We start from the raw sequence: 25,857 nt of genomic DNA on the forward strand, positions 1-25,857 counted from the left end.
TTCAGCCCTGGTAGAACACCTCATCCCCGTAGGGGTACCACCAGGAGTGAATCTGCGGCTGGTGGTCGATGATCACCATCTTCGAGCGGCGGAACGCATCCAGGCCCTGGCGGCCCAGTTCGCGGCCCATGCCGGACATCTTCCAGCCGCCAAAGGGCAAGGCGTCGTTGTCGATCAGCGGGTTGTTCACCCAGACCATGCCAGCTTCCAGGCGGTCCGCCGCTTCCATGGCCTCGGCCAGGTCGGTGGAGAACAGCGAAGCGCCCAGGCCGAACGGCGAATCGTTGGCCAGGCGCACGGCCTCGTCGAAGTCCTTCACCTTGCAGATGGCCGCCACTGGGCCGAAGCACTCCTCGTGGAAGATCGCCATGGCCGGGGTGACGTCGGTGAGGATGGTCGGCTCAAAGTACCAGCCCACCGGGAATTGCGGCGGAATTCGCCCGCCGCAGACCAACGTGGCGCCCTTGGCCACGGCGTCGTCCACCAGGCGGATGACCTTGGCGCGGGCCGCTTCGCTCACCAGCGGACCGATCTCCGAGCGTTCCAGCCCATGGCCGATGCGCAGTGCGCGGGTGCGTTCGGCGAAGCGCGCGACGAACTGGTCGTGAATCTCGTCCACCACGAAGAAGCGCTCGGCCGAGGTGCAGATCTGCCCCGTCAGGTGGAAGGCAGCGGTCACCGCGCCGGCCGCCGCCACTTCCAGCGGCGCGTGGCGGGAGATGATCATCGGGTCGCTGCCGCCCGCCTCGATCACTGCAGGCTTCATCCGCTCGGCACAGGCCACCGCCACTGCCTTGCCGGCGGCGACGCTGCCGGTGAAGGCCACGGCGTGGGTGCGCTCGGACTGCACCAGGCGCTGCGCGGTGCTGGCATCGCCCGGCACGCAACTGACCATGCCCGCCGGCAGCACCTTGAAGTGCTCCATGAATTTCAGGGTGCACAGTGTGGTGCTTTCCGCCGGCTTGACGATGCAGGCGTTGCCCGCCGCCAGCGAGGCCGCCAGAGTCCAGCACATCAGCAGGATGGGGAAGTTGAACGGCATGATGTGCACGCTCACGCCATAGGGCTCGTAGCGCACATGCTGGAACGAGCCGAGCTGAGTGGTACCGGCCACCTTGCCAGCCTCGTCGCGCGCCATCTCGGCGTAGTAACGGAAGATCGGCGCGCAGTTGGCCAGCTCGCCCATGGCCTCCGGGAATGGCTTGCCCATTTCCAGGGTCATCAGCCGCGCCACTTCGCGCTGGGTGGCCTGGTCGGTTTCGATGGCGTTGGCCAACTGATGGAGGATCGCCGCGCGGGACTTCGCATCCACGCGCTTCCACTCGCGCTGGGCGGCGTTGGCGGCGTCGATGGCGGCATCCACGTCCTCGCCATCGCACAGGGCAATGCGGCCGACCGTGGTCAGGTCGGCGGGATTGATGATGTCGCGCAGGCGATGCGTCGCGGCGCGCTGGTAGTGCGGGCCGATGAAGCGCAGGGGCGAATCGGGATGGAAAGCGCTGTGGAATTCGGTCATGGAATGCTCCGCAAGATTCAGTGGGTGGCCAGACGTTCGGCGAGCAATTCGCCGGGCAGCGGCTGGCGCCAGGAAGGGAGTTCGGCATCGAGCAGGTCGCGCAAGGGGTGCAGGGGCTCGCTGTCCAGCGCTCGCCGGAACAGCCCGAGCACGCGCGGCAGGTGCTTCAGGTAGCCACTCTTGCCGTCCCGCCGGGCCAGGCGCACGAAGATGCCCAGCACCTTGGCGTGGCGCTGCGCGGCCAATGCCTGGTAGTCGGCCATGAAGCGGCGGCCATCGACTTCCGGGCGCTGGCTCAGGTAGCGGGCCAGCAAGGACACGCGCAGCGTTTCAGACACGTCGCGACGGGCGTCTTCGAGCAGGGACATCAGGTCATAGGCCGGTGAGCCGCAGAGGGCATCCTGGAAATCCAGCAGGCCGCAGGCGGCGACGCCTTCGCGGTCGGCCAGCAGCATCAGGTTGTCGACGTGGTAGTCCCGCAGCACCAGCACCTCGCGGCGCATGGCGACGTCACGACAAACCCTGGCGAAGGTGTCGAGGTAGGCCTCGCGCAGTCGCGCGGTGTTGCGCTCCCCCGCCAGCAGCGGCGCGTACCAGTCGATGAACAGCGCCGCCTCCTCGCCCAGCTTCTGGCCGTCATAGGCCGGCACGCCTTCGGCGGCCTGGGGGCCGGCGCGATGCAGGCGCACCAGGGCGTCCACGGCGAGGCGGTACAGCGCCGCTTCATCATGGCCGACGGCGAGCAGCCGGGTGTAGGTGGCGTGACCGAAGTCCTCCACCAGCGCCAGGCCCAGCTCGACATCCGCGGCCAGCACCTTCGGCGCCGACAGCCCGCAGCCGCGCAGCAATTGCGCCACCCGCAGGTAGGGTGCCAACGGCTCGGCGCCGGGCGGCGAATCCATCAGCAGCAGACCTTGCCCCTCCAGGCGGAAGTAGCGTCGCGCGGAGGCATCCGCCGGCAGCGCGAGCAGGGGCCGGCCAGCATGGCCGCAGCCGGCGAGAAATATCTCGCGGGCTGCGGCACGGGTGGTTTCCAGGGGCAGGTTCATGGCATCACCGGATCATGTAGACCTTCTTGATGGTCTCGTGCACGGTGCACACGCCCTTCCAGTCCTTGGGGAAGAAGGCCGCGGTGTCCGGCTCGATCTCGATTACCTCGCCGGACTCGTGCACATAGGTGCAGCGGCCTTCGAGGAAGTGGCAGAACTCGTCGCTGGTGACGTGGCAGAACCACTTGCCCGGCGTGCAGTGCCAGATGCCGCATTCGGACTGGCCTTCGGGCCCCTTGTGCAGCACCACGCCGCTGACGTGGGACTCACCCTCCAGCATGGTCGGGATCACGCCCCAGTCCTTGAGTTCGGTGACTTGCAACGGGCGGTGGATAACGGGGGTCTTCATGTCTTTCTCCAGCAATGGCCACCCACTTGGGCGGTCGGATAAGGCGTAGGGCGAATAACCGCTTGCGGTTATCCGCCGAGGGGTTCGGCGCAGGATCGACGGCGGATACCGCTTGGGGCGTTATGCGCCCTACGAAATCACGCCAGCATGTAGAGATTGCGCAACGTGGTATGCACGGTGCATTCGCCAGTCCAGCCGGCCGGGAACAGAACCAGGGTGTCGGGCTCGACCTCGATCACCTCGCCCTCGTCGGAGCGGTAGGTGGCGCGGCCGGCGACGAAGTGGCACAACTCGTCGCGCGGGATCGACAGCCGCCAGCGTCCAGGGGTGCAGACCCAAAGGCCGGTTTCCGGGCTGTTGTTCGGCCCCTTGAACAGCAGGCGGCCGCTGGAGTGCGAGACGCCTTCCAGCGCGTCGGACTGCACGCCCCAGTCCACCAGGTCGTCGTATGCGCGGGCGCCGCGGATGTGCGGCGCACTGCTGTCGGCCTTGAACTCAGGCATGGTTCACCGCCTTGCCCTGCATGAGCTGGTCGAGGATACGCGCGGCGTCCTCCGGCCCTTTGCGCGAGCGCATGTAGTCGCTGGTGCGCGCCAGGCGCTCCTTCATCAGGTCATCGCCCAGCAGCTGGGCGATGTTGCGCGCCAGGTCCTCCTCGCTCCACTCGTAGCGGTCCATGCGCAGGCCGTGGCCACTTTCCTGGGCGCGCATGGCGTTGTCGTGGCCGTCCCACACGTAGGGCATGACGATGGCCGGTTTGCCGAAGAACAGGCACTCGGTGAAGCTGTTGTTGCCGCCGTGGTGGATCACCGCGTCGACCTGGGCGATCACCGAGGGCTGCGGGTACCAGTTGGAGACGATCACGTTGTCCGGCAGGTCGGTGTACTTCTCCACGTGCTCGCCGACGTTGAACAGCGCGCGGTACGGCAGCTTGCCGATGGTGGTGACCAGGCGCTTGAGCAGATCGACATCGCCCGAGCCCAGGCTGCCGAAGCTGACATAGAGCAGCGGCTTGTCGTTGTGCGCCTTGAACTGCGGGATCTCGTAGGGCTTGTCGGTGCGAACGCAGCCCTGCAGGTAGTGGAACTGCCGCGCCGGCAACGGATGGCGGCGCTGGAACTTCACCGGGTCCGGGTACAGCAGCAGGTTCATGTAGGGCGACTCTTCGAAGAAGGTGCCCAGCGGATAGGGCCGCTCGCCGCACTGGGCGAGGAAGTCGTTGAAGTCGGCATGGATCGGCGCGATCACTTCTTCGAAGCGTTTCTGGAAGCGCGCGTGACCGTCCTTGTCCTCCACGCTCATGCCCGACAGATACGGCGGGATGTCCGGGTCATGCACTTCGTTTTCCGAGCAGGAGATGATCCGCACCCACGGCTTGCCGTAATGCTTGATGGCCGGGAAGAGGATCACGTTGTCCACGCAGATCAGGTCCGGCTTGATCCGGTCGAGGATCGCCGGCAACTCCTTCTGCGCCCACTTGGAGGTGGAGACGATGGCCTCCCAGCATTCCTTCACGTAGTTGTCGAGCTGGTCGATCGGCGCCTTGCGGAAGTTGGGGATGTGGCCATTGATGAAGTCGGACCAGTAGCGCGCCATCTCCTCGGCCGGCATCGGCTCGGACATGTTCACGTAATGCTCCTCGAAGCCGTAGGCGGAATAGACCCCGGTCATCCCCGGATCGGTGAGGAACACCGCCTTGTGCCCCAGCGCCTCGCAGGCCTGGGCGATGCCCACGGAGTTCAGGGCCGGGCCGTAGGCGGCCTCGGGAAAGAAGGCGATGACCTTGCGTTCACTACTCATGGTGCTCTCCTGTAAGTCTTGTTCTTGAAGCAATCAGTGAGTCAGCACGCGGCCGTGCCGCGCATCCCAGCCCAGGCGCACCGGCATGCCGGCGGCAAGGCGCAAGAAGTCGTAGTCCGAAGACGGCACGCGGACGATCAGCGGCTTGCTGGAGAGCGCCGTGTTCACGTGCAGGTTGGTGTCCAGGCCGTGGTAAGCGACCTCCGCCACCTCGCCATGGACCTGGTTGTCGGTGGTCGGCGTGGCGTCGGTGAGCACGCGCAGACGTTCCGGGCGCAACGCCAGGGTCACGCTCTCGGGGCTCGACTCGGCGGTGGTCTCGATGCTGAGCACCTGGTCGCCGGCCTGCAGGCGGTTGGTGCCCACGCGGCGCCCTTCGATCAGGTTGCTGACACCGATGAAGTCGGCGACGAAGCGGCTGCCCGGGTTCTCGTAGAGCTCGCTGGGGCTGCCGCACTGGCAGACCTTGCCGTCGCGCAGCACGGCCATGCGGTCGGACATGACCAGGGCTTCTTCCTGGTCGTGGGTGACCATGATGAAGGTGATGCCGCTCTCGTGCTGCAGGCGCTTGAGTTCCAGCTGCATCTTCTCGCGCAGCTTCTTGTCCAGCGCACCGAGGGGTTCGTCCAGCAGCAGCACGCGCGGACGCTTGACCAGTGCGCGGGCCAGGGCGACGCGCTGGCGCTGGCCACCGGAGAGCTGGTCCGGCCGGCGGTTGGCGAGCGGACCGAGCTGCGCGGTGTCCAGCACCGCATCCACACGCTGGCGGATTTCACCAGCGGGCAGCTTCTCCATCTCCAGGCCGTAGGCGATGTTGCCGCGCACGGTCATGTTGGGGAACAGCGCGTAGGACTGGAACATCAGGTTCAACGGGCGCTTGTTCGGCGGCAGCGGCGAGATGTCCTGGCCGTTGAGATAGATGGCGCCGGAGGTCGGTGTCTCGAAGCCGGCGATCATCCGCATCAGCGTGGTCTTGCCACAGCCGGACGGGCCCAGCAGCGCGAAGAACTCGTTCTCGCGGATCGCCAGGGACACCTGGTCCACCGCCGTCAGGCCCTCGCCGTAGGATTTGCTCACCTGGTCCAGCACGAGCAGGTCGGATGACTTAGTCATGGGCTTTGGGCACCTTGTTCAGACGTTGGGAAGCGAACAGCGCGGTGAAGCTGACCAGCATCACCAGAGTGGCGAGGGCGTTGATTTCCGGGGTCACGCCGAAGCGGATCATCGAGTAGATCTGCATCGGCAGCGTGGTGGACGCGCTGCCCGAGCCGGAGTTGAAGAAGGCGATGATGAATTCGTCCACCGACAGGGTGAACGCCAGCAGCCCGCCCGCCAGTACGCCGGGGAAGATCGCCGGCAGCAGGACCCGGCGTGCGGTGGTGAACCAGCCGGCGCCCAGGTCGATGCTGGCTTCGAGGATCGAATAGTCGAAGTGCTTGAGCCGGGTGCGCACCACCGCGCAGACGAAGGCGATGTTGAACACCACGTGACTGAGGATGATGGAGTGCAGCCCCAGGCTCATCTTCAGCAGGTTGAAGAAGCTCAGCAGCGCGATGGCCAGGACGATGTCGGGAATGATCATCGGCGCCATCAGCAGGGTGTCGGCGAGGTTGCTGCCTTTCTTGCCGCTGTTGCGCGCGCGCATCTCCACGCCGAGGGCTAGCAGCGTACCGAGCACGCAGGCGATGAAGGTGGAGGTCAGTGCGACGATCAGCGTGTTCAGCGCCGCATGCTGGATCGACGCGTTGGCCAGCAGCTTGGCGTACCACTTCAGCGACGCGCCGCCCCACGCGGTGGGCAGGCCGCTGGCATTGAACGACAGCAGGATCAGCACCAGGATCGGCACATAGAGGAAGGCGTACACCAGCCACAGGTGTGTGCCGAGGGCGATGCCGGATGAGTTACGCATGGCGTTCGCCCTCCGCGCCCTGGGCCCGGCGCGAGACCATGGCCTGGATGAACAGCAACAGCAGCATGATGCCGATCAGGAAGAAGCTCAGCGCCGCGCCGAAAGGCCAGTCCCGCGCGGTGAGGAATTGCGCGTAGATCAGGTTGCCGACCATCTGCACCTGCTTGCCACCCAGCAGGTCGGCGGTAATGAAGTTGCCGATGGAGAGTACGAAGACGAATACCGCGCCGGCGGCCACGCCCGGTACCGACAGCGGCAGGATCACCCGGCGGAAGGTGGTCCAGCCGGAGGCGCCGAGGTCTCGCGAGGCTTCCCAGAGCTCATTGTCGATGCGCGACAGCGAGCTGTAGATGGCGAGGATGACGAAGGGGATGTAGTTGTAGACCAGCCCGAGCACCACAGTGGCGTCGGTGTAGAGCAGGCTGATCGGCTCGCCGCTGTAGCCCAGCAGGCTGAACAGTCGGTTGAGCAGGCCTTCGCGGTTGAGCAGCACGATCCAGGCGTAGGTGCGGATCAGGTAGTTGCTCCAGAACGGCAGCATCACCAGGAACAGGTATACCGCCTGCCGGCGCGGCGTGGTGCGGGTGATGGCGTAGGCCGCCGGGTAGCCGATGAGCACCGCGAACAGCGTGGCGAGGCCGGCGATCTTGGCCGAGCGCAGGAGGATATCGAGGTACAGCGGGTCCACCGCGCGGCGGTAGTTTTCCCAGGTGAACACGTAGTCGATGCCACCATAGGCACCGCGCTCCAGGAAGCTGTAGAGCAGCACCAGCAGGCACGGCAGCAGCAGGAACAGGGCCAGCCAGCCCAGACCGGGCGCGAGCAGCCAGGCCGACAATTTGCGGTCGGCGGATAAAGCGGTCATGCGTAGTTCCCCCAACCCCACGCCAGGCGGGGTGCTTCAGGGTTATTCCGGAGAGAATTGCGGGGCGCCAGTGCGACGCCCCATCGGCCTTACTGAGCGGCCATGATTTCCGTTACGGCGCGGGTGTACGCCTTCTGCGTCGAGCCACCCACATCACGCAACTGCTGCTGCTTGACCAGTTCGGCCGGCGTGGTGGTGAGGTTCGGGTACTTAGCCAGCAGATCGGGCTTCAGGGTCGCCATCGCCGCCTGGTTGGGCACCTTGTAGAGGATGTTCTCCGCGACCCAGGCGTGGTTCGCCGGCTTCAGCATGTAGTTGATGAAGCGGTAGGCGGCGTCGGGATTCTTCGAGCTTTTCAGCACGACCATGGTGTCCACCCAGAGGTCGGAACCCTCCTTGGGTACGACGAATTTGATCGCCTCGTTGGCCTGGGTGCCGTAGTTGCACCAGCCGTCCCAGGCATGGGCCATCAGTGCTTCGCCCGAGGCCAGCTTGGAGTAGAAGGTGGTGTCGTCGAAGGACAGCAGGCGTTTCTTGGTGGCGATCAGCTGGTCGCGCACGGTGTTGATCTGGTCCGGATTGCCGTCGTTCACCGACCAGCCGTTGGCCAGGAAGCCAGCGCCCAGCAGCCAGCGGTCGGTGGCGAGCATGGTGGTCTTGCCCTTGAGGGCGTCGGACGGTTTGAGCAGGTCGCTCCAGCTGGTCGGCGCCGGGCTGACCTTGTCGGAGCGGTAGCAGATGCCGGTGGTGCCCCAGGTGTAGGGCACGGAGAAGTGGTTGCCCGGGTCGTATTCGAGCTTCTGCGCTTCGGGGTAGAGATTCTTGAGGTTCGGCACCTTGGCCGGATCGATCTCGGCGAGCAGGCCCTGCTTGTGCAGGATCTCGGCGAAGGGCGAGGAAACGAACACCACGTCGTAGCCTTCGCCGCCGGAGGCCATGAGCTTGCCCATGATCTCTTCGTTGGTGGCGTGGAGGGATTTGTCGGCTTCGAGGCCGGTGGCCTTCTGGAATTTCTCCAGGTTGTCCGGGGCCATGTAGCCGTCCCAGATGGAGATCACCAGATCCTTGGCGCTGGCGGTGGTGGCGGACAGCGTGAGCGCGAGGGTCGCCCCTGCGTAGAGCATGGTCTTCAGCTTCATCTTGCGCACCTGACGATTGGTTGTTGTTGTGTCGACGGCAGCGGAACGAAAAGCGTACTACATGTCTTTTTTTCAAAATAAAAACCGAACCACTGGCGAAGTCAACAATTTCCTACAACCATTTCCACATTCTTGTTGGACCACCCTCGCTGTGGCATAAGGGGTCGCCCCTTTACCACGGGCCCCGCTGGAGAACGCCGCTTGAGCAAGGACACCGAGAAAAGACCGCGCACCAACCACCTGGAACTGGCCCGGCGGATCATCGAGCACGCCCAGGACACCGGCCTGGGCGATGGCGACGGACTGTCCGAGCAGCAACTGGCGCGCACCTTCGGGGTGTCGCGCACACTGATCCGCGCGGGGCTCGACCTGCTGCTGGAGCAGCAACTGGTGGCCCATGAGCCCGGCAAGGGCTACCGCCTCGCCGCCGACCCTTCCGCCCAGGTGCTCGGCCCCGCCCTGCCCCAGGCCGAAGAGGAAGCCCTGGCCGCCTCGGTGCTGCGCGACCGCATGGCCGGACGGCTGGGCAACAGCCTCAGCGCCAGCGAGCTGATGCGCCGCTACGACATCAACCGCGCCGCCGCGCAGAAGGTGCTGGCGCAGCTCAGCGAGGACCAGGTGCTGGAGCGCGGCGCCGGACAGAGCTGGTCGTTCCGCCCGCTGCTGAACAACCTCGCGGCGCTGGAAGACAGCCTGCGCTACCGCCTGATCCTCGAACCCGAAGCCCTGCTCGCCCCCGGCTTCGACCCGGACCTGGCGCGCCTGGCGCTGATGCGCGGCGCCATGGAAGAGCTGCTGGCGGCGCCCGTCGAACGCTTCGACGTCGCGCAGTTCCGCGAGCTGGACATCGGCTTCCACGAACTGATCGCCCAGGGCTGCGGCAACCGCTTCGTCGGCGACGCCCTGCTGCAACACCAGCGCCTGCGCCGCCTCCCTAACCTGCTGCCGATGGTCAGCGTGCACCGCCTGCAGGAGGCCTTGCGCGAGCACCTGCGGATCATCGAGCAGATCGAGCGCGGCCAGCTGGAAGTCGCCGCCGACCTGATGCGCCTGCACCTGCGGCTGTCCGCGGCGCAGCGTCCGCAGACCGCCAACCGCGGGATTCCGCAGTCCTTCGCCGGGGCACGCCGGTAACTATTTTTCGATCACGGTGTTTTTTTTAGCGAAAAAATGCAGTATCAGTTTCACGCAGTGCCCGTGAGAGCCTGTTTACGATCTCGCGAGCTAGAGCAGAACAAGGCAAAAACAGGCGAGGATGCGGAGTTTACGAGCTGTAAATGAGCAATCCGAGCCTGTTTTTAACGCAGTTATGCCGACGCGCAGCAGATCGTAAACAGGCTCTGAGCAACTCCCGGATGCGCCCATGACGCAAAGAACAAGAACCATCGCCTTCTTCCCCGAGGCCAGCTTCGGCGCCGCGCTGAACTGCATCGGCATCGCCCAGGCGCTGCGCGAGCTCGGCGCGCGCCCGGTGTTCATCTGCCACTCGCACTTCCAGGGCATCTTCGCCGAGTACGGTTTCGCCGAGTACCCGCTGCAACTGGACTCGCCGCTCTCCGCCGCCGACCACCAGCACTACTGGGAGCGCTTCATCGAGCGCAACGTGCCCTACTTCGACCAGACGCCGCTGGCGCAGATCGACAGCTACGTGGCGCCGGCCTGGGAAGCCATCATCGACACCGCCATCGAGTCGGAGCGACCGCTGCAGCAACTGCTCGCCCGGCTCAAACCCGACGCCATCGTGCTGGACAACGTGGTGGCCTTCCCCGCCATCGCCGCTGCCGGCTGCCCCTGGGTGCGGATGGTCTCCTGCGCCGAGACCGAACTGCCGGACCCGGCCGTACCGCCCTATCTGTCTGGGGCCAGCAGCCAGGACCCACAGGCCTGCGCGACCTTCCGCGAACGCTATTTGCAGGCGGTGAAACCCACCCACGAGCGCTTCGCCCGCTTCCTCGCCGAATGCGGCCATCCCGCTCTGCCCGCCGGCCAGTTCCTGGAAGACTCGCCCTGGCTCAACCTGCTGCTGTCGCCGACGCCGGTGCGCTACGAGCGCACCAATCCGCTGCCGGCCGAGCGCTACCTGTACCTCGACGGCTGCGTACGCAGCGAGGCGCCCTACATCCCGCCGCAGTTCCCCCGGCACGATGACGCCCCGCTGATCTACGTCAGCTTCGGCAGCCTCGGCGCCGCCGACGTGGCAATGATGCGCCGGCTGATCGACGCCGTGGCGCAATTGCCCTACCGCTTCCTGATCAACGTCGGTGCCTACCGCGAGCACTACGACACGGTGCCGGACAACGTCTATCTCGACAGCTGGTTCCCGCAGCCGGCGGTATTGCGCGAATGCCAGCTGTTCATCCACCACGGCGGCAACAACAGCTTCTGCGAGGCGCTGTATTTCGGCCTGCCGTCGGTCATCATCCCCTACTGCTGGGACGGCCACGACAACGCCCGGCGCGCCGAGGAAGTGGGTGTGGCGCGCTACCTGCCGCGCTACGAGGACCCGCTCGCCGCACTGCCCGAAGCGCTGGCCGAACTGCTCGCCGACCCGTCAATGCGCCAACGCCTGGCCGCCGTACGCGAGCAGATGCAAGCCTCGCGCGGCACCACGGCGGCGGCGCGGGCCATTCTCGACATCTGCACCGACTGAGCACACCGAAGGCAATGTCCAAAGACCCAGCCAGGAGCTGCCGCGCGAGCGGCCGGGAACCCGGCGCAGACCTGTAGAGCCGGTGAGGGCCGATCAGTTGGCCAGTTCGATCAACTCGCCACGAATCGCCTCGGGGATGCTGGCTGATCGCTGGCTGTCCCGCTCGACATAGACGTAGACCACTTCCCCCCGCGCGCAGGCTTCGTCCTCGTCATTGCGGAACACACCCAGTTCGTACCGCGCGCTGCTGTTACCCAGGTGGGCGATGCGCAGGCCAACGGTGACCCGGTCGGGAAAGGTGATCGAGGCGAAGTAGGTGCAGTTGGATGCGACTATCAGACCGATGACCGGGCTGCTGGCGATGTCCAGCGTGCCGCACTCGACCAGGAACTGGCTGATGGCCGAGTCGAAGAACGAGTAATAGACGACGTTCTGCACATGGCCATAGGAGTCATGGTCGCCCCAGCGCGTGGTGATCTCGTAGCAACGCACGAAGTCACCACGGCGCGGACGCGGCTTGCGGTCGCTCATAGCACCTCCCGGTAGATCGCCCGCACGTCGTCCAGGCTGACCACGCGCGGATTGTTGCCCAGCAGGCGTGTCTGATTCATGGCATCCCGCGCCAGGGCCTCGAGGTCCTGTTCGGTAATCCCGACTTCACGCAGACGGGTCGGCAGGTTCAGCCGCGCCGGCAGCTCGGCGAAATGCTCGGCGAGCGCGCGGGCCTTGCCATGGGCGTCGCCCTGCAGGCCGGGAAGGACGATGTCCGCAAGTTCGGCATAGAGCGGCGCCACGACGTCCAGGTTGAAGCGCAGCACCGGAGCCAGCACCAGCGAGTTGGACAGCCCGTGGGGCACATGGAAGCGCGCCCCCAGCGGATAAGCCAGCGCGTGCACGGCGGCGACCGGCGAGTTGGCGAAGGCCATGCCCGCCAGGCAAGCCCCCAGCAGCATGTTCTCCCGCGCCTCGACATCGGCGCCGTTGCTGCACGCGCGTTCGAGGTTGCCCGCCAGCAGGCGCAAGGCTTCGCGTGCCAGGCAATCGGAAATCGGGTTCTTGCGCTCGCGGCTGGTATAGGCCTCGATGGCGTGCACCATCGCGTCGATGCCGGTCGCGGCGGTGACGTGAGTGGGCAGCCCAAGGGTCAGGCTGGCGTCGAGCACCGCCAGGTCCGGCAGCAGGATCGGCGAGATGACGACGTTCTTTTCTCCCGACGCGGTGGTGACGACGGAAACGGCGGTGACCTCCGAACCGGTACCGGCGGTGGTCGGCACCAGGATCAGCGGCAGGCGCGGGCCACGGGTCTGTTCGATGCCGTACACACTGGCCAGGGACTCGCCGCTGCGCGCCAGCAGCGCCGCCAGCTTGGCCGCATCGAGGGAACTGCCGCCGCCGAAGCCGATCACGCAGTCCGCGGAGCAAGCCAAGGCGGCCTGCACGGCGGCCTGGATGACGTGTTCCGGCGGGTCGGCCTGAACGTCACTGAACACGCGCAGCGGGATATCGGCCTTGGCGAACCCGTCGATCAGCGGCTGCATCAGCCCGGCGGCGAGCACGCCCGGGTCGGTGACCAGCAGCACCGAGCGGCAGTTCATGGCGCGCACGCGCTCGGCCAGGCGCCCGGCGGCGCCACGCTCGATGCAGATCGAAGGGGTCGTGTTGAAAGTGAGGGTCCGCATGGTGCCTCCGTTTTCCTGGATGACAATCGCAGAGCGATCCGCCCTTCCCCCTGGGCTGAAGCGGACCGCTCGGTTGGCGTACTTAGGGATGGGGCTGGGCCTCAGACGGCCTGTTCCAGCTCCGGCACGGCTTCGAACAGGTCGGCGACCAGGCCGTAGTCGGCGACCTGGAAGATTGGCGCCTCTTCGTCCTTGTTGATCGCAACGATCACCTTGGAGTCCTTCATGCCCGCCAGGTGCTGGATGGCACCGGAGATGCCCACGGCGACGTACAGTTGCGGCGCGACGATCTTGCCGGTCTGGCCGACCTGCATGTCGTTGGGCACGAAGCCGGCGTCGACCGCGGCGCGGGAAGCACCGACAGCGGCGCCGAGCTTGTCAGCGAGGCTGTAGAGGAATTTGAAGTTGTCGCCGTTGCCCATGCCCCGGCCGCCGGAAACCACGATCTTCGCAGCGGTCAGCTCCGGACGGTCGGACTTGGCCAGCGCCTCGCTGACGAAGGACGACGTGCGCGAGTCGAACACGCTGTTGAGCGTCTCCACGCTGGCCGATCCACCCTCGGCACTCACCGCGTCGAAGCCCGTGGTACGTACGCTGATCACCTTGACCGGCGCCGAGGACTGCACGGTGGCGATAGCATTGCCGGCGTAGATCGGACGCTTGAAGGTGTCGGCGCTGACCACTTCGATGATCTCGGAGATCTGGTCGACATCCAGCAGGGCGGCGACGCGCGGCAGGAAGTTCTTGCCGTTGCCGGTGGCAGCAGCCAGGACATGGCTGACGTCCCCCAGGGAGGCCACCAGCGGCGCGATATTCTCCGGCAGCTGGTGGGCATAGGCGACATTGTCGGCGACCAGCACGCCGGAAACCCCGGCGATCCTGGCGGCGGCCTCGGCGACGCCTGCGACGTCGTGGCCCGCGACCAGTACGTGGATGTCGCCACCGATCTTCTGTGCGGCGGCGACGGTGTTCAGGGTGGCGGCGCCCAGCGCGCCGTTGGAATGTTCAGCAACAACCAGGACAGCCATCAGATCACCTTCGCTTCGTTCTTCAGTTTCTCGACCAGTTCGGCCACCGACTTCACCTTGATGCCGGCGCTACGGGCAGCCGGAGCTTCGACTTTCACGGTCTTCACGGTGGAAGCGGTGGAAACGCCCAGGGCGTCCGGGGTCACCACGTCCAGCGGCTTCTTCTTCGCCTTCATGATGTTCGGCAGCGACGCGTAGCGCGGCTCGTTCAGGCGCAGGTCGGTGGTGACGATCGCCGGCAGGTTCAGCGCGACGGTCTGCAGGCCGCCGTCGATTTCGCGGGTGACGTTGATCTTGTCGCCGCAGACCTCCACCCTGGAGGCGAAGGTCCCCTGGGCGAAGCCACAGAGTGCGGCGAGCATCTGGCCGGTCTGGTTGTTGTCGCTGTCGATGGCCTGCTTGCCGAGGATGACCAGCTGCGGCTGCTCCTGGTCCACCAGCGCCTTGAGCGCCTTGGCGATGGCCAGCGAGCCGAGTTCCGCCTCGGTTTCCACCAGGGTGGCGCGGTCGGCGCCCAACGCCAGCGCGGTACGCAGTTGTTCCTGGGCAGCGTTCGGGCCGACCGAGACCACCACGACTTCACTGGCGACGCCCTGTTCCTTCAGGCGCACGGCCTCTTCCACGGCGATTTCACAGAAGGGGTTGAGGGCCATCTTCACATTGGCGAGATCGACGCCGCTCTGGTCCGCCTTGACGCGGACCTTGACGTTGAAATCGACCACGCGCTTGACCGCTACGAGGACTTTCATCGGGGGCACTCCTGAAAAAAGAACCGGGCCTTGCGGCCCGGTCACGGAAAGGGGGACAGCCCCGAGGTGGGCCAGCCCCAGCCAGCGTGGCCACTATAGGGGCGGGCCTCGCCGTGGCTCCCCTCCCCCTAAGGGAGGCTGGGGGGATGGCCGGCTCAGTTGCCAGCGGCCGAGGAGGACAGCTTCTGCAGCTGCGTCAGCGCCCGCTTCACTTCCAGGCTCTGGTAGTTGATGCCCGCGGCGTTCATGCTCACGCCCGGCTGGAACGGGTATGGCGCAATGGTCGCCATGAACTTCTGCAGCTCGGCCTTGATCGGCACGAACAGCCACATCTGGTCGCCCATCCAGCGGGTGAACATCTTCGACTCCTCCTCGGCGGACTCGAACGGGTCGGCCTTGAGGTTGGTCAGGGCCGGCCAGTTGGAGACGCTGCGGCTGCCGGAGGCGATGCTGCCGTTATTCTTCGCGAAGCTGACCTTCCAGTCCTTCCAGCGCACGGCGTTGAGCTCGCCGTTCTGCGAGAAGTAGAAGTACTCCTCGCGCGGGCTGTCCCGCGTCTCGCCCTTGAAGAACGGCAGGAAGTTGTAGCCGTCCAGGTGCACGCGGAACTGCTTGCCGTTGAGCGCGCCGCCCTTGGCCATTTCCGCCACCAGGTCAGGGTCGCCGGCCGCCGCGGCCAGGGTCGGCATCCAGTCGTTGTGGGCGATCATGTTGTTGAAGTGGCTGCCCGGCTTGATCACGCCCGGCCACTTCACCAGCAGGGGCACACGGTGTCCGCCTTCGAAGGTGCTGCCCTTTTCGCCATGGAACGGCGCGGTGCCGCCGTCCGGCCAACTGACCTTCTCGGCGCCGTTGTCGGTGGTGTAGATGACGATGGTGTTGTCGGCGATGCCCAGATCATCCAGCTTCTTCAGCAACTGCCCGACCAGCGCGTCATGCTCGACCATGCCATCGGGATACAGGCCGATGCCGGTCTTGCCCTCGGACTCCTTCTTCAGGTGCGTCCAGACGTGCATGCGGGTGCTGTTGAACCAGACGAAGAACGGCTTGTCGGCCTTGTGCGACTTGTCGATGAAGTTCTCCGCGGCCTGCAGGAACTCGTCGTCGATGCTCTCCATGCGCTTGCGTGTCAGCGGGCCGGTGTCCTCGATCCTGCCGTCGGCGTAGGAGTGGATCACCCCGCGCGGCCCGTACTTCTTCCGGAACTCCGGGTCCTTCGGGTAGTAGTAGGTCTCGGGCTCTTCCTCGGCGTTCATGTGGTAGAGGTTGCCGAAGAACTCGTCGAAGCCGTGGTTGGTCGGCAGGTGCTTGTCGCGGTCGCCCAGGTGGTTCTTGCCGAACTGCCCGGTGGCGTAGCCCTGCTGCTTCATCACGTCGCCGATGGTCGGCGCCCAGTCGGGGATGCCGTGCTCGTCGCCGGGCATGCCGATGGTCAGCAGGCCGGTGCGGAACGGGTGCTCGCCGAGGGCAAAGGCGGCGCGGCCGGCGGTGCAGGACTGCTCGCCATAGGCATGGGTGAACAGCGCACCCTCCCTGGCGATGCGGTCTATGTTGGGCGTCTCGTAGCCCATCATCCCCTGGTTGTAAGCACTCAGGTTGAAGTAGCCGATGTCGTCACCGAAGATCACCAGGATGTTCGGTTTGTCGGCGGCCTGGGCGAAGGACGCCGCGCCCGCCAGGGTTGCCGCCAGGGCGAGCCCGGCCAGGCGTTTTCCGATTGTCTTCATGCTCGTTCTCTGCAAGTGCGTAGGCCGGCCCCCTGTGGCCATGGAGCCGTCGGGACCGCTCGCCGTCGATGGTAGCGACGCAGTTGCCCCGCCTGGTCCCCACTAATGGAGGGGGGCGCCGGCACCGTCCTGCCCCGCACGCTGCCATGGCCTGCCTGCCGCCCCCGCGAACGCCCGGCCATCCCGCCGCCCTCTCATAAAGGGGGGAACGCCACCTGCCGCTCTCCTGTTTCACTGGACGCCAACCCGGCCGCGGGTCCCGTGGCCGCCATCACGCGCGCCTGCCAACGAGGGCCCCCATGACCGATCAGCTGCTCAACGAACGCGAGCTGGACTTCCTGCTCTACGAGTTGCTCGACACCACCGCGCTGCTCCAACGCCCGCGCTACGCCGAACACGATCGGGCGGTCTTCGATGCGACCCTGCAGACGGCGCGCGGCATCGCCGCCGAATACTTCGCACCGCACAACCAGAAAGGCGACCAGCAGGAACCGACCTTCGACGGCGAGAAGGTCCGGCTGATCCCGGAAACCCGGCGCGCCTGGAACGCCTTCGCCGAGGCCGGTTTCCTCGCCGCCCACCACGACTGCGCCGACGGCGGCCTGCAATTGCCCGAGGTGATCCTGCGGGCCAGCATGGCCTACTTCAACGCCGCCAACATCGCCACCGTCGCCTACTCCTTCCTGACCATCGGCGCAGCCAACCTGGTCAAGAGCTTCGCCGACGACAGCCTGCGCCAGCGCTTCCTGCCGGCCATGCTCGACGGCCGCTTCAGCGGCACCATGGCGCTGACCGAGCCGGGCCAGGGCTCGGCGCTGGGCGACCTGCGCACAAGCGCACGGCCTGCCGCCGATGGCAGCTTCCGGTTGTTCGGGCAGAAGATGTTCATTTCCGGCGGCGACCACGACCTGACCGAGAACATCGTGCACATGGTCCTCGCCCGCATCGAGGGCGCGCCGGCCGGCACCCGCGGCATCTCGCTGTTCCTGGTGCCCAAGTTCCTCGACGACCGCACGCGCAACGACGTGGCCCTGGCCGGCCTGCTGCACAAGATGGGCTACCGCAACACCACCTCGACCGTGCTCAACTTCGGCGAACGGGACGGCGCCGTCGGCTACCTGGTGGGCGAGCCGAACAAGGGCCTGGCGTACATGTTCCAGATGATGAACGAGGCGCGCATCGGGGTTGCCCTGGGCGCCTCGGTGCTGGCCTACCAGAGTTTCATCCATGCCCTCGACTACGCCCGCGAGCGCCCCCAGGGCCGCCTGCCGGGCGCCAAGGACCCGCTGGCCCCGCAGGTGCGCATCGTCGAGCACGTCGACGTGCGCCGCATGCTGCTGCAACAGAAGGTCTACGCCGAGGGCAGCCTCGCGCTGTGCCTGTACGCCAGCAGCCTGTTCGAGGATGCTCACACCGCCGAAAACGCCGACGAGCGCCAGGCCGCCGCCGACCTGCTCGACCTGCTGATCCCGATGGTCAAGTCCTACCCCTCGCGCTACGGGGTGATCGCCTCGGATATCGGCATCCAGGTGCTGGGCGGCTCCGGCTACATCCGCGAGTACCCGCTGGAACAGTACTACCGCGACAACCGCCTGAACCCGATCCACGAAGGCACCGAAGGCATCCACGGCCTGGACCTGCTGGGCCGCAAGCTGGACCAGCGCGACGGCGCCGGCTACCGGCAGTTTCTCGCCCTGGTGCGCATGAGCATCGACGCAGCACGGGACGACGCAACCTGCGCCCCGCTGGCCCACGCCCTGGCCGCCGCCCTGAAGCCGCTCGAACAGGCGACCGCCGCGTTACGCGAACAGGTCGCCGCCGACGCCAACCTCGGCCTGGCCAATGCCACCGCCTACCTCGACCTGTTCGGTCGCGTGCTGGTCGGCTGGTTGTGGCTGCGCATGGCGGTCATCGCCAGCCGCGCCCTGCAGGTTGGAACCGCCGGCGGCGAGGCCGACTTCTACCGCGGCAAGCTGCAGGCGGCGCGCTACTTCATGGACTGGGAACTGGCGCCCATCGAGGCCCAGGCCCGCCTGCTCATCAACGGCAACCGCCTGAGCCACGACATGCAGGACCGCTGGTTCTGACACCCGCTCCACCCCGACGAGGAAACATCATGAATCCCCTTGTGCATTACCGACTGGACGGCCAACTGGCCCTGATCGGTCTGAGCCGCCCGCCGGTCAACGCCCTCGGCCAGCCGCTGCGCGCGGCCCTGCTGGAAGCCTGCGAGCGCGCCGCCGCCGACCCCGCGGTGCGAGCCATCGTGCTGCATGGCACCAATGGCCTGTTCAGCGCCGGCGCGGACATCAGCGAATTCGGCAGCCCCGCCTCCCACGCCGCCCCTGACCTGCCCGGCCTGCTGCTGCGCCTGACGCGCATCGACAAGCCGTTGATCGCCGCCGTCGGCAAGCTCGCGCTCGGCGGCGGCCTGGAACTGGCGCTGGCCTGCGGCTACCGCATCGGCGAGCCCGGCGCGCGCATAGGCCTACCGGAGATCAACCTCGGGCTGCTGCCGGGAGCCGGCGGCACCCAGCGCCTGCCGCGGCTGATCGGCGCCGAGTCGGCGTTGAACATGATCCTCTCCGGCGAGCAGCTGGACGCCTCGCGCGCGCACCTGCTGGGCCTGTTCGACTGCCTGGCCGACGGTCCCGAGCAACTGCTGGAGCAGGCCTGCGGCTATGCCCGCGACCTGCTGGCACGGGGCGCCCCGGCGCAGCCCGCCGCGCCCTACCCCAACCCGGGCGCAGAGCTGCCGGAGGACTTCTTCGCCTTCTACCGCGCCGAGCACGAGGCGCGCTGGAAAAGCCGCCTCGCCCCGCGCCTGGTGCTGGCCGCCCTGGAAGCTGCCTGCGTGCTGCCGCTGGATGAAGGCCTGGTCCGCGAGCAGGACCTGTTCCGCCAGGCCGAAGCCTCCCGCCAGTCGCAGGCGCTGCGCCACGTGTTCTTCGCCGAGCGCGAAGCCGGCCGCGTGCCCGGCATCGACCCGGCCATCGAGCTGCGGTCGATCCGCCAGGTCGCGGTGATCGGCGCCGGCACCATGGGCGGCGGCATCGCCATGAACTTCGCCAACGCCGGCATCCCGGTGACCGTGCTGGAGCAGCAGGCCGACGCCCTGCAGCGTGGCCTGGGCAACGTGCGGCGCAACTACGAGATCAGCGTCCAGCGCGGCAAGCTGAGCCAGGAACAACTGGAGCAGCGCATGGCCCTGCTGCGGGGCACGCTCGAGTATGCCGACATCGCCGACGCCGACCTGGTGATCGAGGCGGTATTCGAGAAACTGGAGGTCAAGCAGCAGGTGTTCCGCACCCTCGACGAGGTGTGCAAACCGGGCGCCATCCTGGCCACCAACACCTCCAGCCTCGACGTCGACGCCATCGCCGCGGTGACCCGGCGCCCGCAGGACGTCATCGGCCTGCACTTCTTCAGTCCGGCCAACGTCATGCGCCTGCTGGAAGTGGTGCGTGCCCGCGAGACCGCGCCGCAGGTGCTCGCCACCACTCTCAAGCTGGCCCGGCGGATCGGCAAGCTGCCGGTGGTCTCCGGGGTGTGCTTCGGCTTCATCGGCAACCGCATGCTCGAACCCTATGCCCGCGAAGCCATGCGCCTGGTGCTCGAAGGCGCCACGCCAGCCCAGGTGGACGCGGTGCTGACCGGCATCGACCTGAACATGGGCGTGCTGAGCATGCTCGACCTCGCCGGCATCGACGTGAACTACCTGGTGCGCCAGGCCAACCGCGCCGCCTTCGCCGACGATCCCAGCTACTGCCGCCTGGGCGACGAACTCTACGCCCAGGGCCGCTACGGGCAGAAGACCGGCTCCGGCTTCTTCCGCTATGAAGGCCGCCAGCGCCTGGACGACCCGGCGGTGACGACGCTGGCCGAACGCCTGGCTGGCGAGCTACGGATCCCCAGGCGCCCGATCGATGCCAGCGAAATCCACGACCGCTGCCTGTTCATGCTGATCAACGAAGGCATCCAGTTGCTCGACGAGGGCATCGCCCTGCGCGCCAGCGACATCGACCTGGTGTGGATCAACGGCTACGGCTTCCCCGCGCACCTCGGCGGGCCGCTGCACTACGCCGAGCAACTGGGCCTGGACAAGGTGCTCGCCGGCATCCTGGCCTACCAGGCGAGCCTCGGCGAGCACGGCCAGCGCTGGTTCCAGCCGGCACCGCTGCTGCAGCGCCTGGTGGCCGCCGGGCGCACCCGCATCGAAACCTTCTGACCTTCCCGCCGCCACCTCCGGGTGGCGGCACCTGCCCCAAGGAAAATCCCATGAAAGAAGCCGTCATCCTCTCCACCGCCCGCACGCCCATCGCCAAGGCGTTTCGTGGCGCCTTCAACATCACCACCTCGCCCAGCATGGCCGCCTTCGCCATTCGTGCCGCCGTCGAACGCGCCGGCATCGAGGCCGCCGAGGTCGAGGACCTGGTGATGGGCACCGCCATGCCTGCCGGCACCGCCGGCTGGAACCTCGGGCGCATGAGCGCGCTGGCCTCCGGCCTGCCGCAGTCGGTCAGCGGCCAGACCCTCGACCGCCAGTGCGCCTCCGGGCTGATGGCAGTGGCCACCGCCGCCAAGCAGATCATGGTCGACGGCATGCAGGTGGCCATCGGCGCCGGCCAGGAGCACATCAGCCTGGTGCAGAACCGCCACATGGAATGGGTCGGCGAATACCACGACGCGCAGGTGCTGAGCCTGGCGCCCAGCGCCTACATGCCCATGCTCCGCACTGCGGAACTGGTGGCGGCGCGCTACGGCATCAGCCGCGACGCCCAGGACGCCTATGCCCTGCAATCCCAGCAGCGCACCGCCGCGGCACAGGCCGCCGGCCTGTTCGCCGACGAGATCGTCCCGGTGAGCGTCACCCGCCAGGTACTGGACAAGGCCACCGGGGCTACCCGCCACGAGCAGGTCAGCCTGTCGCTCGACGAGGGCAATCGCCCGCAGACGGTGCTCGGCGACCTGCAGGGCCTGAAGCCGGTGATCGAGGGCGGCTGCATCACCGCCGGCAACGCCAGCCAGCTGTCCGACGGCGCCAGCGCCTGCGTGCTGATGGACGGCCGCCTGGCCGAACAACGCAACCTCGAACCGCTGGGCGCCTACCGGGGCATCGCCGTGGCGGGCCTGGCGCCAGAGGAAATGGGCATCGGCCCGGTGCTGGCCGTACCCAGGCTGCTCCGGCAGCACGGCCTGACGGTGGACGATATCGGCCTGTGGGAGCTCAACGAGGCGTTCGCCTGCCAGGTCCTCTACTGCCGCGACAAGCTGGGCATCGACAACGACCGGCTCAACGTCAACGGCGGCGCCATCGCCATCGGCCACCCCTACGGCATGAGCGGTGCGCGCATGGTCGGCCACGCCCTGCTGGAGGGCCGGCGCCGCGGTGTGAAGTACGTGGTGGTGACCATGTGCGTCGGCGGCGGCATGGGTGCGGCCGGCCTGTTCGAGGTGTTCCCATGAGCGAGCGCTTCTCCCTCGCCGGCCGAACCGTGCTGGTTACCGGCGCGTCCAGCGGTATCGGCGCGCATCTGGCCAAAGTCGCCGCACAGTCCGGCGCGCGGGTGGTGCTCGCCGCTCGGCGGGTAGAGCGCCTGGCGCACCTGGCCGAGGACATTGCCGCCCAGGGCGGCAGCGCCCTCGCCGTGCCCCTGGACGTCACCTGCCGCGACAGTGTGGAAGCGGCCTTCAACGCCGCCGAGGAGGCCTTCGGCGTGGTCGATGCGGTACTCAACAACGCCGGCATCGGCAACGGCCAGCGCGTGCTGGAAGTCAGCGAGGATGACTGGCGCGCCATGCTCGCCACCAACCTCGACGGCGTCTGGCGCGTTGCCCAGTGCGCGGCCCAGCGTCTGGTCCGTGCCGGCGCGCCCGGCAGCATCGTCAACATCGCCTCGATCCTCGGCCTGCGCGTAGGCACTGGCTACAGCCACTACTGCGCGGCCAAGGCCGGGGTAGTCCAGCTGACCCGCTCGCTGGCCCTGGAACTGGCACGCTACGAGATTCGCGTCAACGCCATCGCCCCGGGCTACTTCAAGACCGAGATGAACGATGCCTACTTCGACAGCGCCAAGGGCCAGGCCTACATCAACGACGCCGTGCCGCTGCGCCGCCTCGGCCAATTGGCCGAGCTGGAAGGTCCCTTCCTGCTGCTGGCGAGCCAGGCCGGCGCCTTCATGACCGGCAGCGTACTGGCGGTGGACGGCGGCCACCTGGTCGGCAGCCTCTGAGCCCTTCACCGGGCGGCGTCCTGCCGCCCGGTTCCTTCTTTCTCTGGCTGAAACGAAAACCGGGGCCCAAGGGCCCCGGTTGTCTTTTGCTCAACCGCGAAAGGTCTTAACGGATACCGGCGCCGGCGAGGCTGTCGGGGGTCCACTGGTTGTCCGAGGTCATGGTCTCGGAGACCTTCAGGCCGTTTTCGCTCGGCCACAGGTTGATGTAGTAGCTGCCGGCGATCAGGTCGTAGTGGCCGGTATTGGTGGAGTTGATCGCCTGAACGTCGTAAAGCGGCGCCAGATAGGCAAAGCCAGGGCGCCACAATTGGCCGCGACCGTCGTACTGGTCATCGGCGAGCACTGCCCAGCTGTCCTCGTCGAGGTAGAAGGTACGCTTGGCGTAGATGTGGCGCGCGCCGGGCTTGAGGGTCGCCTCCACCACCCAGACGCGGTGCAATTCCCAGCGCACGTAGTCAGGGTTGATGAATTTGGCGCCGAACACCTTGTCCGGGTCGGCAGCGTAGGTGAAGCGGTAGGTGTTGTAGGGAACGTACATCTCCTTCTTGCCCACCAGCTTCCAGTCGTAGCGGTCCATGCGGCCGTTGAACAGGTTCACGTCGTCCACGGTGGACATGCCCGAGGTGCTCGGGTTGGGCGTGTCGTAGGCCAGGTCCGGGGCCAGGCGCACGCGGCGCTGGCCGGGCAGGTACTGGTAGGCGCGGCGGCCCTTCAGGCCTTCGATGCTCTCGAAGGTCATGATCGCCTCGCCGACACGGCGGGCCGGGCCGGTGTAGTTGGCGCGAGCGCGGGTGTAGATGCTCGGGTCGGGGTTGCGGGAAACGTCGTAGAACGGGCTTTCCAGGGTCCACACACCCTGAGTCGAGAGCACGCGCTTGCCGGCGGCGTCGATGTTGAAGGCCAGGTATTTGGGAATGACGTAGGAAATCCCCTGGTAGCGCGCGATGTGGTTGATCATCGCCTCTACGCCGCTCTTCGGGATCGGGAAGGGAATCCCACCGGCGGCGTTCAGCGGCGTGTAGCCATCGCTGGCCAGGGAAGCGCGGGTGGCGTTCTTCACGCTGTTGTCCAGGACGAACTGCGGATAGGCCACGGTGCGGTGCGTCGGGTACACGTCGATGCGGTAGCCCGGCAGCTTCTTGATCAGCGCCTTGGCGCCCTCGGTGAGCTTGTCGGCGTGGCTGTCGACGTTCTTGGCGTCGATCGACAGCACGGGCTTCTCGTTGGCGAAGGGATCGGGGCGCACGCCGGAAGCCTTGTCGAAGCTGGCCGGCGGCGTGGTCAGGCCGCCGCTGTAGGCCGGGATGCTGCCGTCCTGGTTGCCGGCCTTCTCGGCGCCGATCGGCGTCAGGGTAGTGCCCAGTGCCTTGGCCTCCTCCGCCGATACCGCCGCATGGAGCACGCCTGCATGGGCGACCAGCAGGGCGGCCGCGAGCAGGGTTCTTGTCGGTTTTTGCATGTCTCCACCTATTCGTCTTGGGGGGTTGAGCGTCGCCCTGGGGCGCGCGCTGCCTACGGGATCGGCGCCGGCGGCTGCCGACCGGGCGAAGGAGCGTGACGCCCGGTCGACTCGCGCAAGCCGGAATGGCCGGCTCCTGGATGATGTTTTATCCAAGCCCCCTGCCCCCTCGCCCCCCCCGATAGGCATGGGGGTGGGAGGGGCCCGCCGGGCGTCCGCCCAACCCCCACGCAAAAACGCCGCAACCCTTGCGGGCTGCGGCGTCAAGCGCGGGTCGAACGGGGCTTGCAGGCGTTGTCTAGAGCCGGAACGGCGCCTTGGCGACGCTGACTTCCGGGCTCTTCATGCGCACCGGCAGGAAGCTGATACCGACCTGCTTCTTCACGTCGGTGCCGATGCGCGCCAGCGGGGAGTCGCGGACCTCCAGGCGGAACGCCTCGAGCCCGGCACCCGGCTGAAAATCCATCTCGGCCCGTCAGTCGTTGCGGTACAGGGTGACCACGCAAGCACCACCGATGCCGATATTGTGCTGCAAGGCCACGCGCGCGCCTTCCACCTGGCGCTGTTCGGCCTGGCCGCGCAGCTGCTGGACCAGCTCGGTGCATTGCGCAAGGCCGGTGGCGCCGATCGGGTGGCCCTTGGAGAGCAGACCGCCGGACGGGTTGACCACGTAGCGGCCGCCGTAGGTGTTGTCGCCGTCGTCGACGAACTTCTGCGCGCCACCTTCCGGGCACAGGCCCAGGGCCTCGTAGGTCAGCAATTCGTTATGGGCGAAGCAGTCATGCAGCTCCACCAGGTTGACGTCCTCGGCGCCGAGGCCGGCCTGCTCGTAGGCCTGCTGCGCCGCCGCCCGCGACATGGAGTAGCCGGCAATGTTGCGCAGGTCGTCGCCGAAGGTCTCCGGGCCGTCGGTGGTCAGCGCCTGGCCGGCGATCCACACGCTGCCGTCAAGGCCGTGGCGCTTGGCGTAAGCCTCGCTGCACAGCACCACCGCCGCCGCGCCGCAGGTCGGCGGGCAGGCCATCAGGCGGGTCATCACGCCGGGCCAGAGGACCTGGTCAGCCAGCACGTCCTCGGCGGTCACCACCTTGCGGAACACCGACTTGGGGTTGTTCGCCGCGTGGCGGCTGGCCTTGGCGCGGATCTTGGCGAAGGTTTCCAGCGGCGTGCCGAAGCGCTTCATGTGCTCAAGTCCGGCGCTGCCGAAGATGCGCAGCGCGGCAGGCAGCCCCGCGGCCTCGGGTACGCGCTCGGCCTGGCGCAGGAACAGGTCGGCCGGTGACGGGCGGTCATGGAAGGTGTCGCCCAGCGCGCCGGGATTCATCTGTTCGAAGCCCACCGCCAGCACCACCTCGGCCATGCCGCCGGCAATCGCCTGGTTGGCCAGGTACAGCGCGGTGGAACCGCTGGCGCAGTTGTTGTTGACGTTGATCACCGGGATGCCGGTCATGCCGACGTTGTAGAGCGCCCGCTGGCCCGAGGTGGAGTCGCCGTAGATGTAGCTGGCATAGGCCTGCTGGATCGACTCGTAGCCGACGCCGGCATCGGCCAGCGCCAGGCGCACGGCCTGCTCGCCCATGGCCACATAAGTCTCGTTCTGCCCCGGCTTCATGAACGGGATCATGCCGACGCCGGCGACTACGACTTTCTGACTCATCTGTGCTTGTCCTCAGTTCTGGTAGGTCCGTGGCCCGCTTGCCTT

General features: G+C 67.2%; 23 protein-coding genes. 6 read left to right on the forward strand and 17 right to left on the reverse strand.

The window, feature by feature from the left end:
* Nucleotide 1 precedes the first annotated feature (1 nt).
* From SD196_RS14465 to SD196_RS14505, 9 genes are all read right to left on the reverse strand, one after another.
* A complete protein-coding gene (locus SD196_RS14465; protein ID WP_275611762.1) occupies nucleotides 2-1,516 on the reverse strand; it encodes an aldehyde dehydrogenase family protein in 1,515 nt (504 codons plus the stop codon).
* A gap of 17 nt (nucleotides 1,517-1,533) precedes the next feature.
* Nucleotides 1,534-2,565, reverse strand: a complete 1,032-nt coding sequence (locus SD196_RS14470; RefSeq protein ID WP_275611761.1) for an aminoglycoside phosphotransferase family protein — start codon at nucleotides 2,563-2,565, stop codon at nucleotides 1,534-1,536.
* Nucleotides 2,566-2,569: 4 nt separating this feature from the next.
* On the reverse strand, nucleotides 2,570-2,914 hold the full coding sequence (locus tag SD196_RS14475) for a cupin domain-containing protein (RefSeq protein WP_017519228.1): 345 nt from the start codon (nucleotides 2,912-2,914) through the stop codon (nucleotides 2,570-2,572).
* Between the two features lie 137 nt (nucleotides 2,915-3,051).
* Nucleotides 3,052-3,417 carry a cupin domain-containing protein gene (locus tag SD196_RS14480; RefSeq protein WP_275611760.1) on the reverse strand — a complete coding sequence of 122 codons (366 nt, stop codon included), beginning with the start codon at nucleotides 3,415-3,417 and terminating at the stop codon, nucleotides 3,052-3,054.
* On the reverse strand, nucleotides 3,410-4,714 hold the full coding sequence (locus SD196_RS14485; RefSeq protein ID WP_275611759.1) for a glycosyltransferase: 1,305 nt from the start codon (nucleotides 4,712-4,714) through the stop codon (nucleotides 3,410-3,412). The genes SD196_RS14480 and SD196_RS14485 overlap by 8 nt, the downstream gene beginning before the upstream one ends.
* 33 nt (nucleotides 4,715-4,747) lie before the next feature.
* On the reverse strand, nucleotides 4,748-5,827 hold the full coding sequence (locus tag SD196_RS14490) for an ABC transporter ATP-binding protein (protein WP_275611758.1): 1,080 nt from the start codon (nucleotides 5,825-5,827) through the stop codon (nucleotides 4,748-4,750).
* Nucleotides 5,820-6,623, reverse strand: a complete 804-nt coding sequence (locus SD196_RS14495) for an ABC transporter permease (protein ID WP_275611757.1) — start codon at nucleotides 6,621-6,623, stop codon at nucleotides 5,820-5,822. Before SD196_RS14495 ends, SD196_RS14490 begins: the two co-directional genes overlap by 8 nt.
* The gene (locus SD196_RS14500; protein WP_275611756.1) at nucleotides 6,616-7,488 is read right to left on the reverse strand and encodes an ABC transporter permease; all 873 of its coding nucleotides are present in this window, start codon (nucleotides 7,486-7,488) and stop codon (nucleotides 6,616-6,618) included. Before SD196_RS14500 ends, SD196_RS14495 begins: the two co-directional genes overlap by 8 nt.
* A gap of 89 nt (nucleotides 7,489-7,577) precedes the next feature.
* A complete protein-coding gene (locus tag SD196_RS14505) occupies nucleotides 7,578-8,627 on the reverse strand; it encodes a spermidine/putrescine ABC transporter substrate-binding protein (RefSeq protein WP_416310285.1) in 1,050 nt (349 codons plus the stop codon).
* A 201-nt stretch (nucleotides 8,628-8,828) separates the two neighbouring features.
* Here SD196_RS14505 and SD196_RS14510 point away from each other — a divergent pair, with 201 nt between their 5' ends.
* Both SD196_RS14510 and SD196_RS14515 read left to right on the forward strand, forming a co-directional pair.
* A complete protein-coding gene (locus SD196_RS14510) occupies nucleotides 8,829-9,761 on the forward strand; it encodes a GntR family transcriptional regulator (protein ID WP_275611754.1) in 933 nt (310 codons plus the stop codon).
* A gap of 229 nt (nucleotides 9,762-9,990) precedes the next feature.
* Nucleotides 9,991-11,277: a glycosyltransferase gene (locus SD196_RS14515; RefSeq protein ID WP_275611753.1), complete on the forward strand. Its 1,287-nt coding sequence runs from the start codon at nucleotides 9,991-9,993 to the stop codon at nucleotides 11,275-11,277.
* A 93-nt stretch (nucleotides 11,278-11,370) separates the two neighbouring features.
* Here the strand turns inward: SD196_RS14515 and SD196_RS14520 are convergent, their stop codons facing one another.
* From SD196_RS14520 to SD196_RS14540, 5 genes are all read right to left on the reverse strand, one after another.
* A complete protein-coding gene (locus tag SD196_RS14520) occupies nucleotides 11,371-11,808 on the reverse strand; it encodes an acyl-CoA thioesterase (RefSeq protein WP_331319384.1) in 438 nt (145 codons plus the stop codon).
* Nucleotides 11,805-12,956: an iron-containing alcohol dehydrogenase gene (locus tag SD196_RS14525; RefSeq protein WP_416310286.1), complete on the reverse strand. Its 1,152-nt coding sequence runs from the start codon at nucleotides 12,954-12,956 to the stop codon at nucleotides 11,805-11,807. Before SD196_RS14525 ends, SD196_RS14520 begins: the two co-directional genes overlap by 4 nt.
* Nucleotides 12,957-13,057: 101 nt before the next feature.
* A complete protein-coding gene (locus tag SD196_RS14530) occupies nucleotides 13,058-13,984 on the reverse strand; it encodes an electron transfer flavoprotein subunit alpha/FixB family protein (protein WP_416310287.1) in 927 nt (308 codons plus the stop codon).
* The gene (locus tag SD196_RS14535; RefSeq protein ID WP_416310288.1) at nucleotides 13,984-14,733 is read right to left on the reverse strand and encodes an electron transfer flavoprotein subunit beta/FixA family protein; all 750 of its coding nucleotides are present in this window, start codon (nucleotides 14,731-14,733) and stop codon (nucleotides 13,984-13,986) included. The genes SD196_RS14530 and SD196_RS14535 overlap by 1 nt, the downstream gene beginning before the upstream one ends.
* Nucleotides 14,734-14,888: 155 nt before the next feature.
* On the reverse strand, nucleotides 14,889-16,460 hold the full coding sequence (locus SD196_RS14540) for an arylsulfatase (RefSeq protein WP_416310289.1): 1,572 nt from the start codon (nucleotides 16,458-16,460) through the stop codon (nucleotides 14,889-14,891).
* A 299-nt stretch (nucleotides 16,461-16,759) separates the two neighbouring features.
* On the opposite strand from SD196_RS14540, the gene SD196_RS14545 reads away from it, so the two are divergent.
* From SD196_RS14545 to SD196_RS14560, 4 genes are read left to right on the forward strand one after another with little or no spacing between them, the layout of a single operon-like run.
* Nucleotides 16,760-18,547, forward strand: a complete 1,788-nt coding sequence (locus SD196_RS14545; RefSeq protein ID WP_416310290.1) for an acyl-CoA dehydrogenase — start codon at nucleotides 16,760-16,762, stop codon at nucleotides 18,545-18,547.
* A 29-nt stretch (nucleotides 18,548-18,576) separates the two neighbouring features.
* The gene (locus SD196_RS14550; protein ID WP_416310291.1) at nucleotides 18,577-20,688 is read left to right on the forward strand and encodes a 3-hydroxyacyl-CoA dehydrogenase NAD-binding domain-containing protein; all 2,112 of its coding nucleotides are present in this window, start codon (nucleotides 18,577-18,579) and stop codon (nucleotides 20,686-20,688) included.
* 50 nt (nucleotides 20,689-20,738) lie between these two features.
* Nucleotides 20,739-21,926: an acetyl-CoA C-acyltransferase gene (locus tag SD196_RS14555; protein WP_275611745.1), complete on the forward strand. Its 1,188-nt coding sequence runs from the start codon at nucleotides 20,739-20,741 to the stop codon at nucleotides 21,924-21,926.
* A complete protein-coding gene (locus tag SD196_RS14560) occupies nucleotides 21,923-22,693 on the forward strand; it encodes an SDR family NAD(P)-dependent oxidoreductase (protein WP_331319390.1) in 771 nt (256 codons plus the stop codon). Before SD196_RS14555 ends, SD196_RS14560 begins: the two co-directional genes overlap by 4 nt.
* Before the next feature lie 106 nt (nucleotides 22,694-22,799).
* Here the strand turns inward: SD196_RS14560 and SD196_RS14565 are convergent, their stop codons facing one another.
* The 3 genes from SD196_RS14565 to SD196_RS14575 all read right to left on the reverse strand — a co-directional run bounded on the left by SD196_RS14565 (nucleotide 22,800) and on the right by SD196_RS14575 (nucleotide 25,812).
* Nucleotides 22,800-24,155: a DUF1329 domain-containing protein gene (locus SD196_RS14565; protein ID WP_275611743.1), complete on the reverse strand. Its 1,356-nt coding sequence runs from the start codon at nucleotides 24,153-24,155 to the stop codon at nucleotides 22,800-22,802.
* A 298-nt stretch (nucleotides 24,156-24,453) separates the two neighbouring features.
* Complete coding sequence (locus SD196_RS14570; protein ID WP_416310292.1) at nucleotides 24,454-24,621, reverse strand: hypothetical protein; 168 nt, start codon at nucleotides 24,619-24,621, stop codon at nucleotides 24,454-24,456.
* 9 nt (nucleotides 24,622-24,630) lie between these two features.
* A complete protein-coding gene (locus tag SD196_RS14575; RefSeq protein ID WP_416310293.1) occupies nucleotides 24,631-25,812 on the reverse strand; it encodes a lipid-transfer protein in 1,182 nt (393 codons plus the stop codon).
* Nucleotides 25,813-25,857: the final 45 nt, after the last annotated feature.

The organism is Pseudomonas macauensis (assembly GCF_047902425.1).
Classification (GTDB): domain Bacteria; phylum Pseudomonadota; class Gammaproteobacteria; order Pseudomonadales; family Pseudomonadaceae; genus Pseudomonas.

Coding starts and splice junctions, on each gene's coding strand:
- SD196_RS14575 (WP_416310293.1), bottom strand. CDS start 25,812: ATGAGTCAGAAAGTCGTAGTCGCCGGCGTCGGCATGATCCCGTTCATG.
- SD196_RS14495 (WP_275611757.1), bottom strand. CDS start 6,623: ATGCGTAACTCATCCGGCATCGCCCTCGGCACACACCTGTGGCTGGTG.
- SD196_RS14540 (WP_416310289.1), bottom strand. CDS start 16,460: ATGAAGACAATCGGAAAACGCCTGGCCGGGCTCGCCCTGGCGGCAACC.
- SD196_RS14480 (WP_275611760.1), bottom strand. CDS start 3,417: ATGCCTGAGTTCAAGGCCGACAGCAGTGCGCCGCACATCCGCGGCGCC.
- SD196_RS14565 (WP_275611743.1), bottom strand. CDS start 24,155: ATGCAAAAACCGACAAGAACCCTGCTCGCGGCCGCCCTGCTGGTCGCC.
- SD196_RS14515 (WP_275611753.1), top strand. CDS start 9,991: ATGACGCAAAGAACAAGAACCATCGCCTTCTTCCCCGAGGCCAGCTTC.
- SD196_RS14555 (WP_275611745.1), top strand. CDS start 20,739: ATGAAAGAAGCCGTCATCCTCTCCACCGCCCGCACGCCCATCGCCAAG.
- SD196_RS14545 (WP_416310290.1), top strand. CDS start 16,760: ATGACCGATCAGCTGCTCAACGAACGCGAGCTGGACTTCCTGCTCTAC.
- SD196_RS14485 (WP_275611759.1), bottom strand. CDS start 4,714: ATGAGTAGTGAACGCAAGGTCATCGCCTTCTTTCCCGAGGCCGCCTAC.
- SD196_RS14560 (WP_331319390.1), top strand. CDS start 21,923: ATGAGCGAGCGCTTCTCCCTCGCCGGCCGAACCGTGCTGGTTACCGGC.
- SD196_RS14505 (WP_416310285.1), bottom strand. CDS start 8,627: ATGAAGCTGAAGACCATGCTCTACGCAGGGGCGACCCTCGCGCTCACG.
- SD196_RS14470 (WP_275611761.1), bottom strand. CDS start 2,565: ATGAACCTGCCCCTGGAAACCACCCGTGCCGCAGCCCGCGAGATATTT.
- SD196_RS14520 (WP_331319384.1), bottom strand. CDS start 11,808: ATGAGCGACCGCAAGCCGCGTCCGCGCCGTGGTGACTTCGTGCGTTGC.
- SD196_RS14525 (WP_416310286.1), bottom strand. CDS start 12,956: ATGCGGACCCTCACTTTCAACACGACCCCTTCGATCTGCATCGAGCGT.
- SD196_RS14475 (WP_017519228.1), bottom strand. CDS start 2,914: ATGAAGACCCCCGTTATCCACCGCCCGTTGCAAGTCACCGAACTCAAG.
- SD196_RS14530 (WP_416310287.1), bottom strand. CDS start 13,984: ATGGCTGTCCTGGTTGTTGCTGAACATTCCAACGGCGCGCTGGGCGCC.
- SD196_RS14570 (WP_416310292.1), bottom strand. CDS start 24,621: ATGGATTTTCAGCCGGGTGCCGGGCTCGAGGCGTTCCGCCTGGAGGTC.
- SD196_RS14535 (WP_416310288.1), bottom strand. CDS start 14,733: ATGAAAGTCCTCGTAGCGGTCAAGCGCGTGGTCGATTTCAACGTCAAG.
- SD196_RS14490 (WP_275611758.1), bottom strand. CDS start 5,827: ATGACTAAGTCATCCGACCTGCTCGTGCTGGACCAGGTGAGCAAATCC.
- SD196_RS14465 (WP_275611762.1), bottom strand. CDS start 1,516: ATGACCGAATTCCACAGCGCTTTCCATCCCGATTCGCCCCTGCGCTTC.
- SD196_RS14500 (WP_275611756.1), bottom strand. CDS start 7,488: ATGACCGCTTTATCCGCCGACCGCAAATTGTCGGCCTGGCTGCTCGCG.
- SD196_RS14550 (WP_416310291.1), top strand. CDS start 18,577: ATGAATCCCCTTGTGCATTACCGACTGGACGGCCAACTGGCCCTGATC.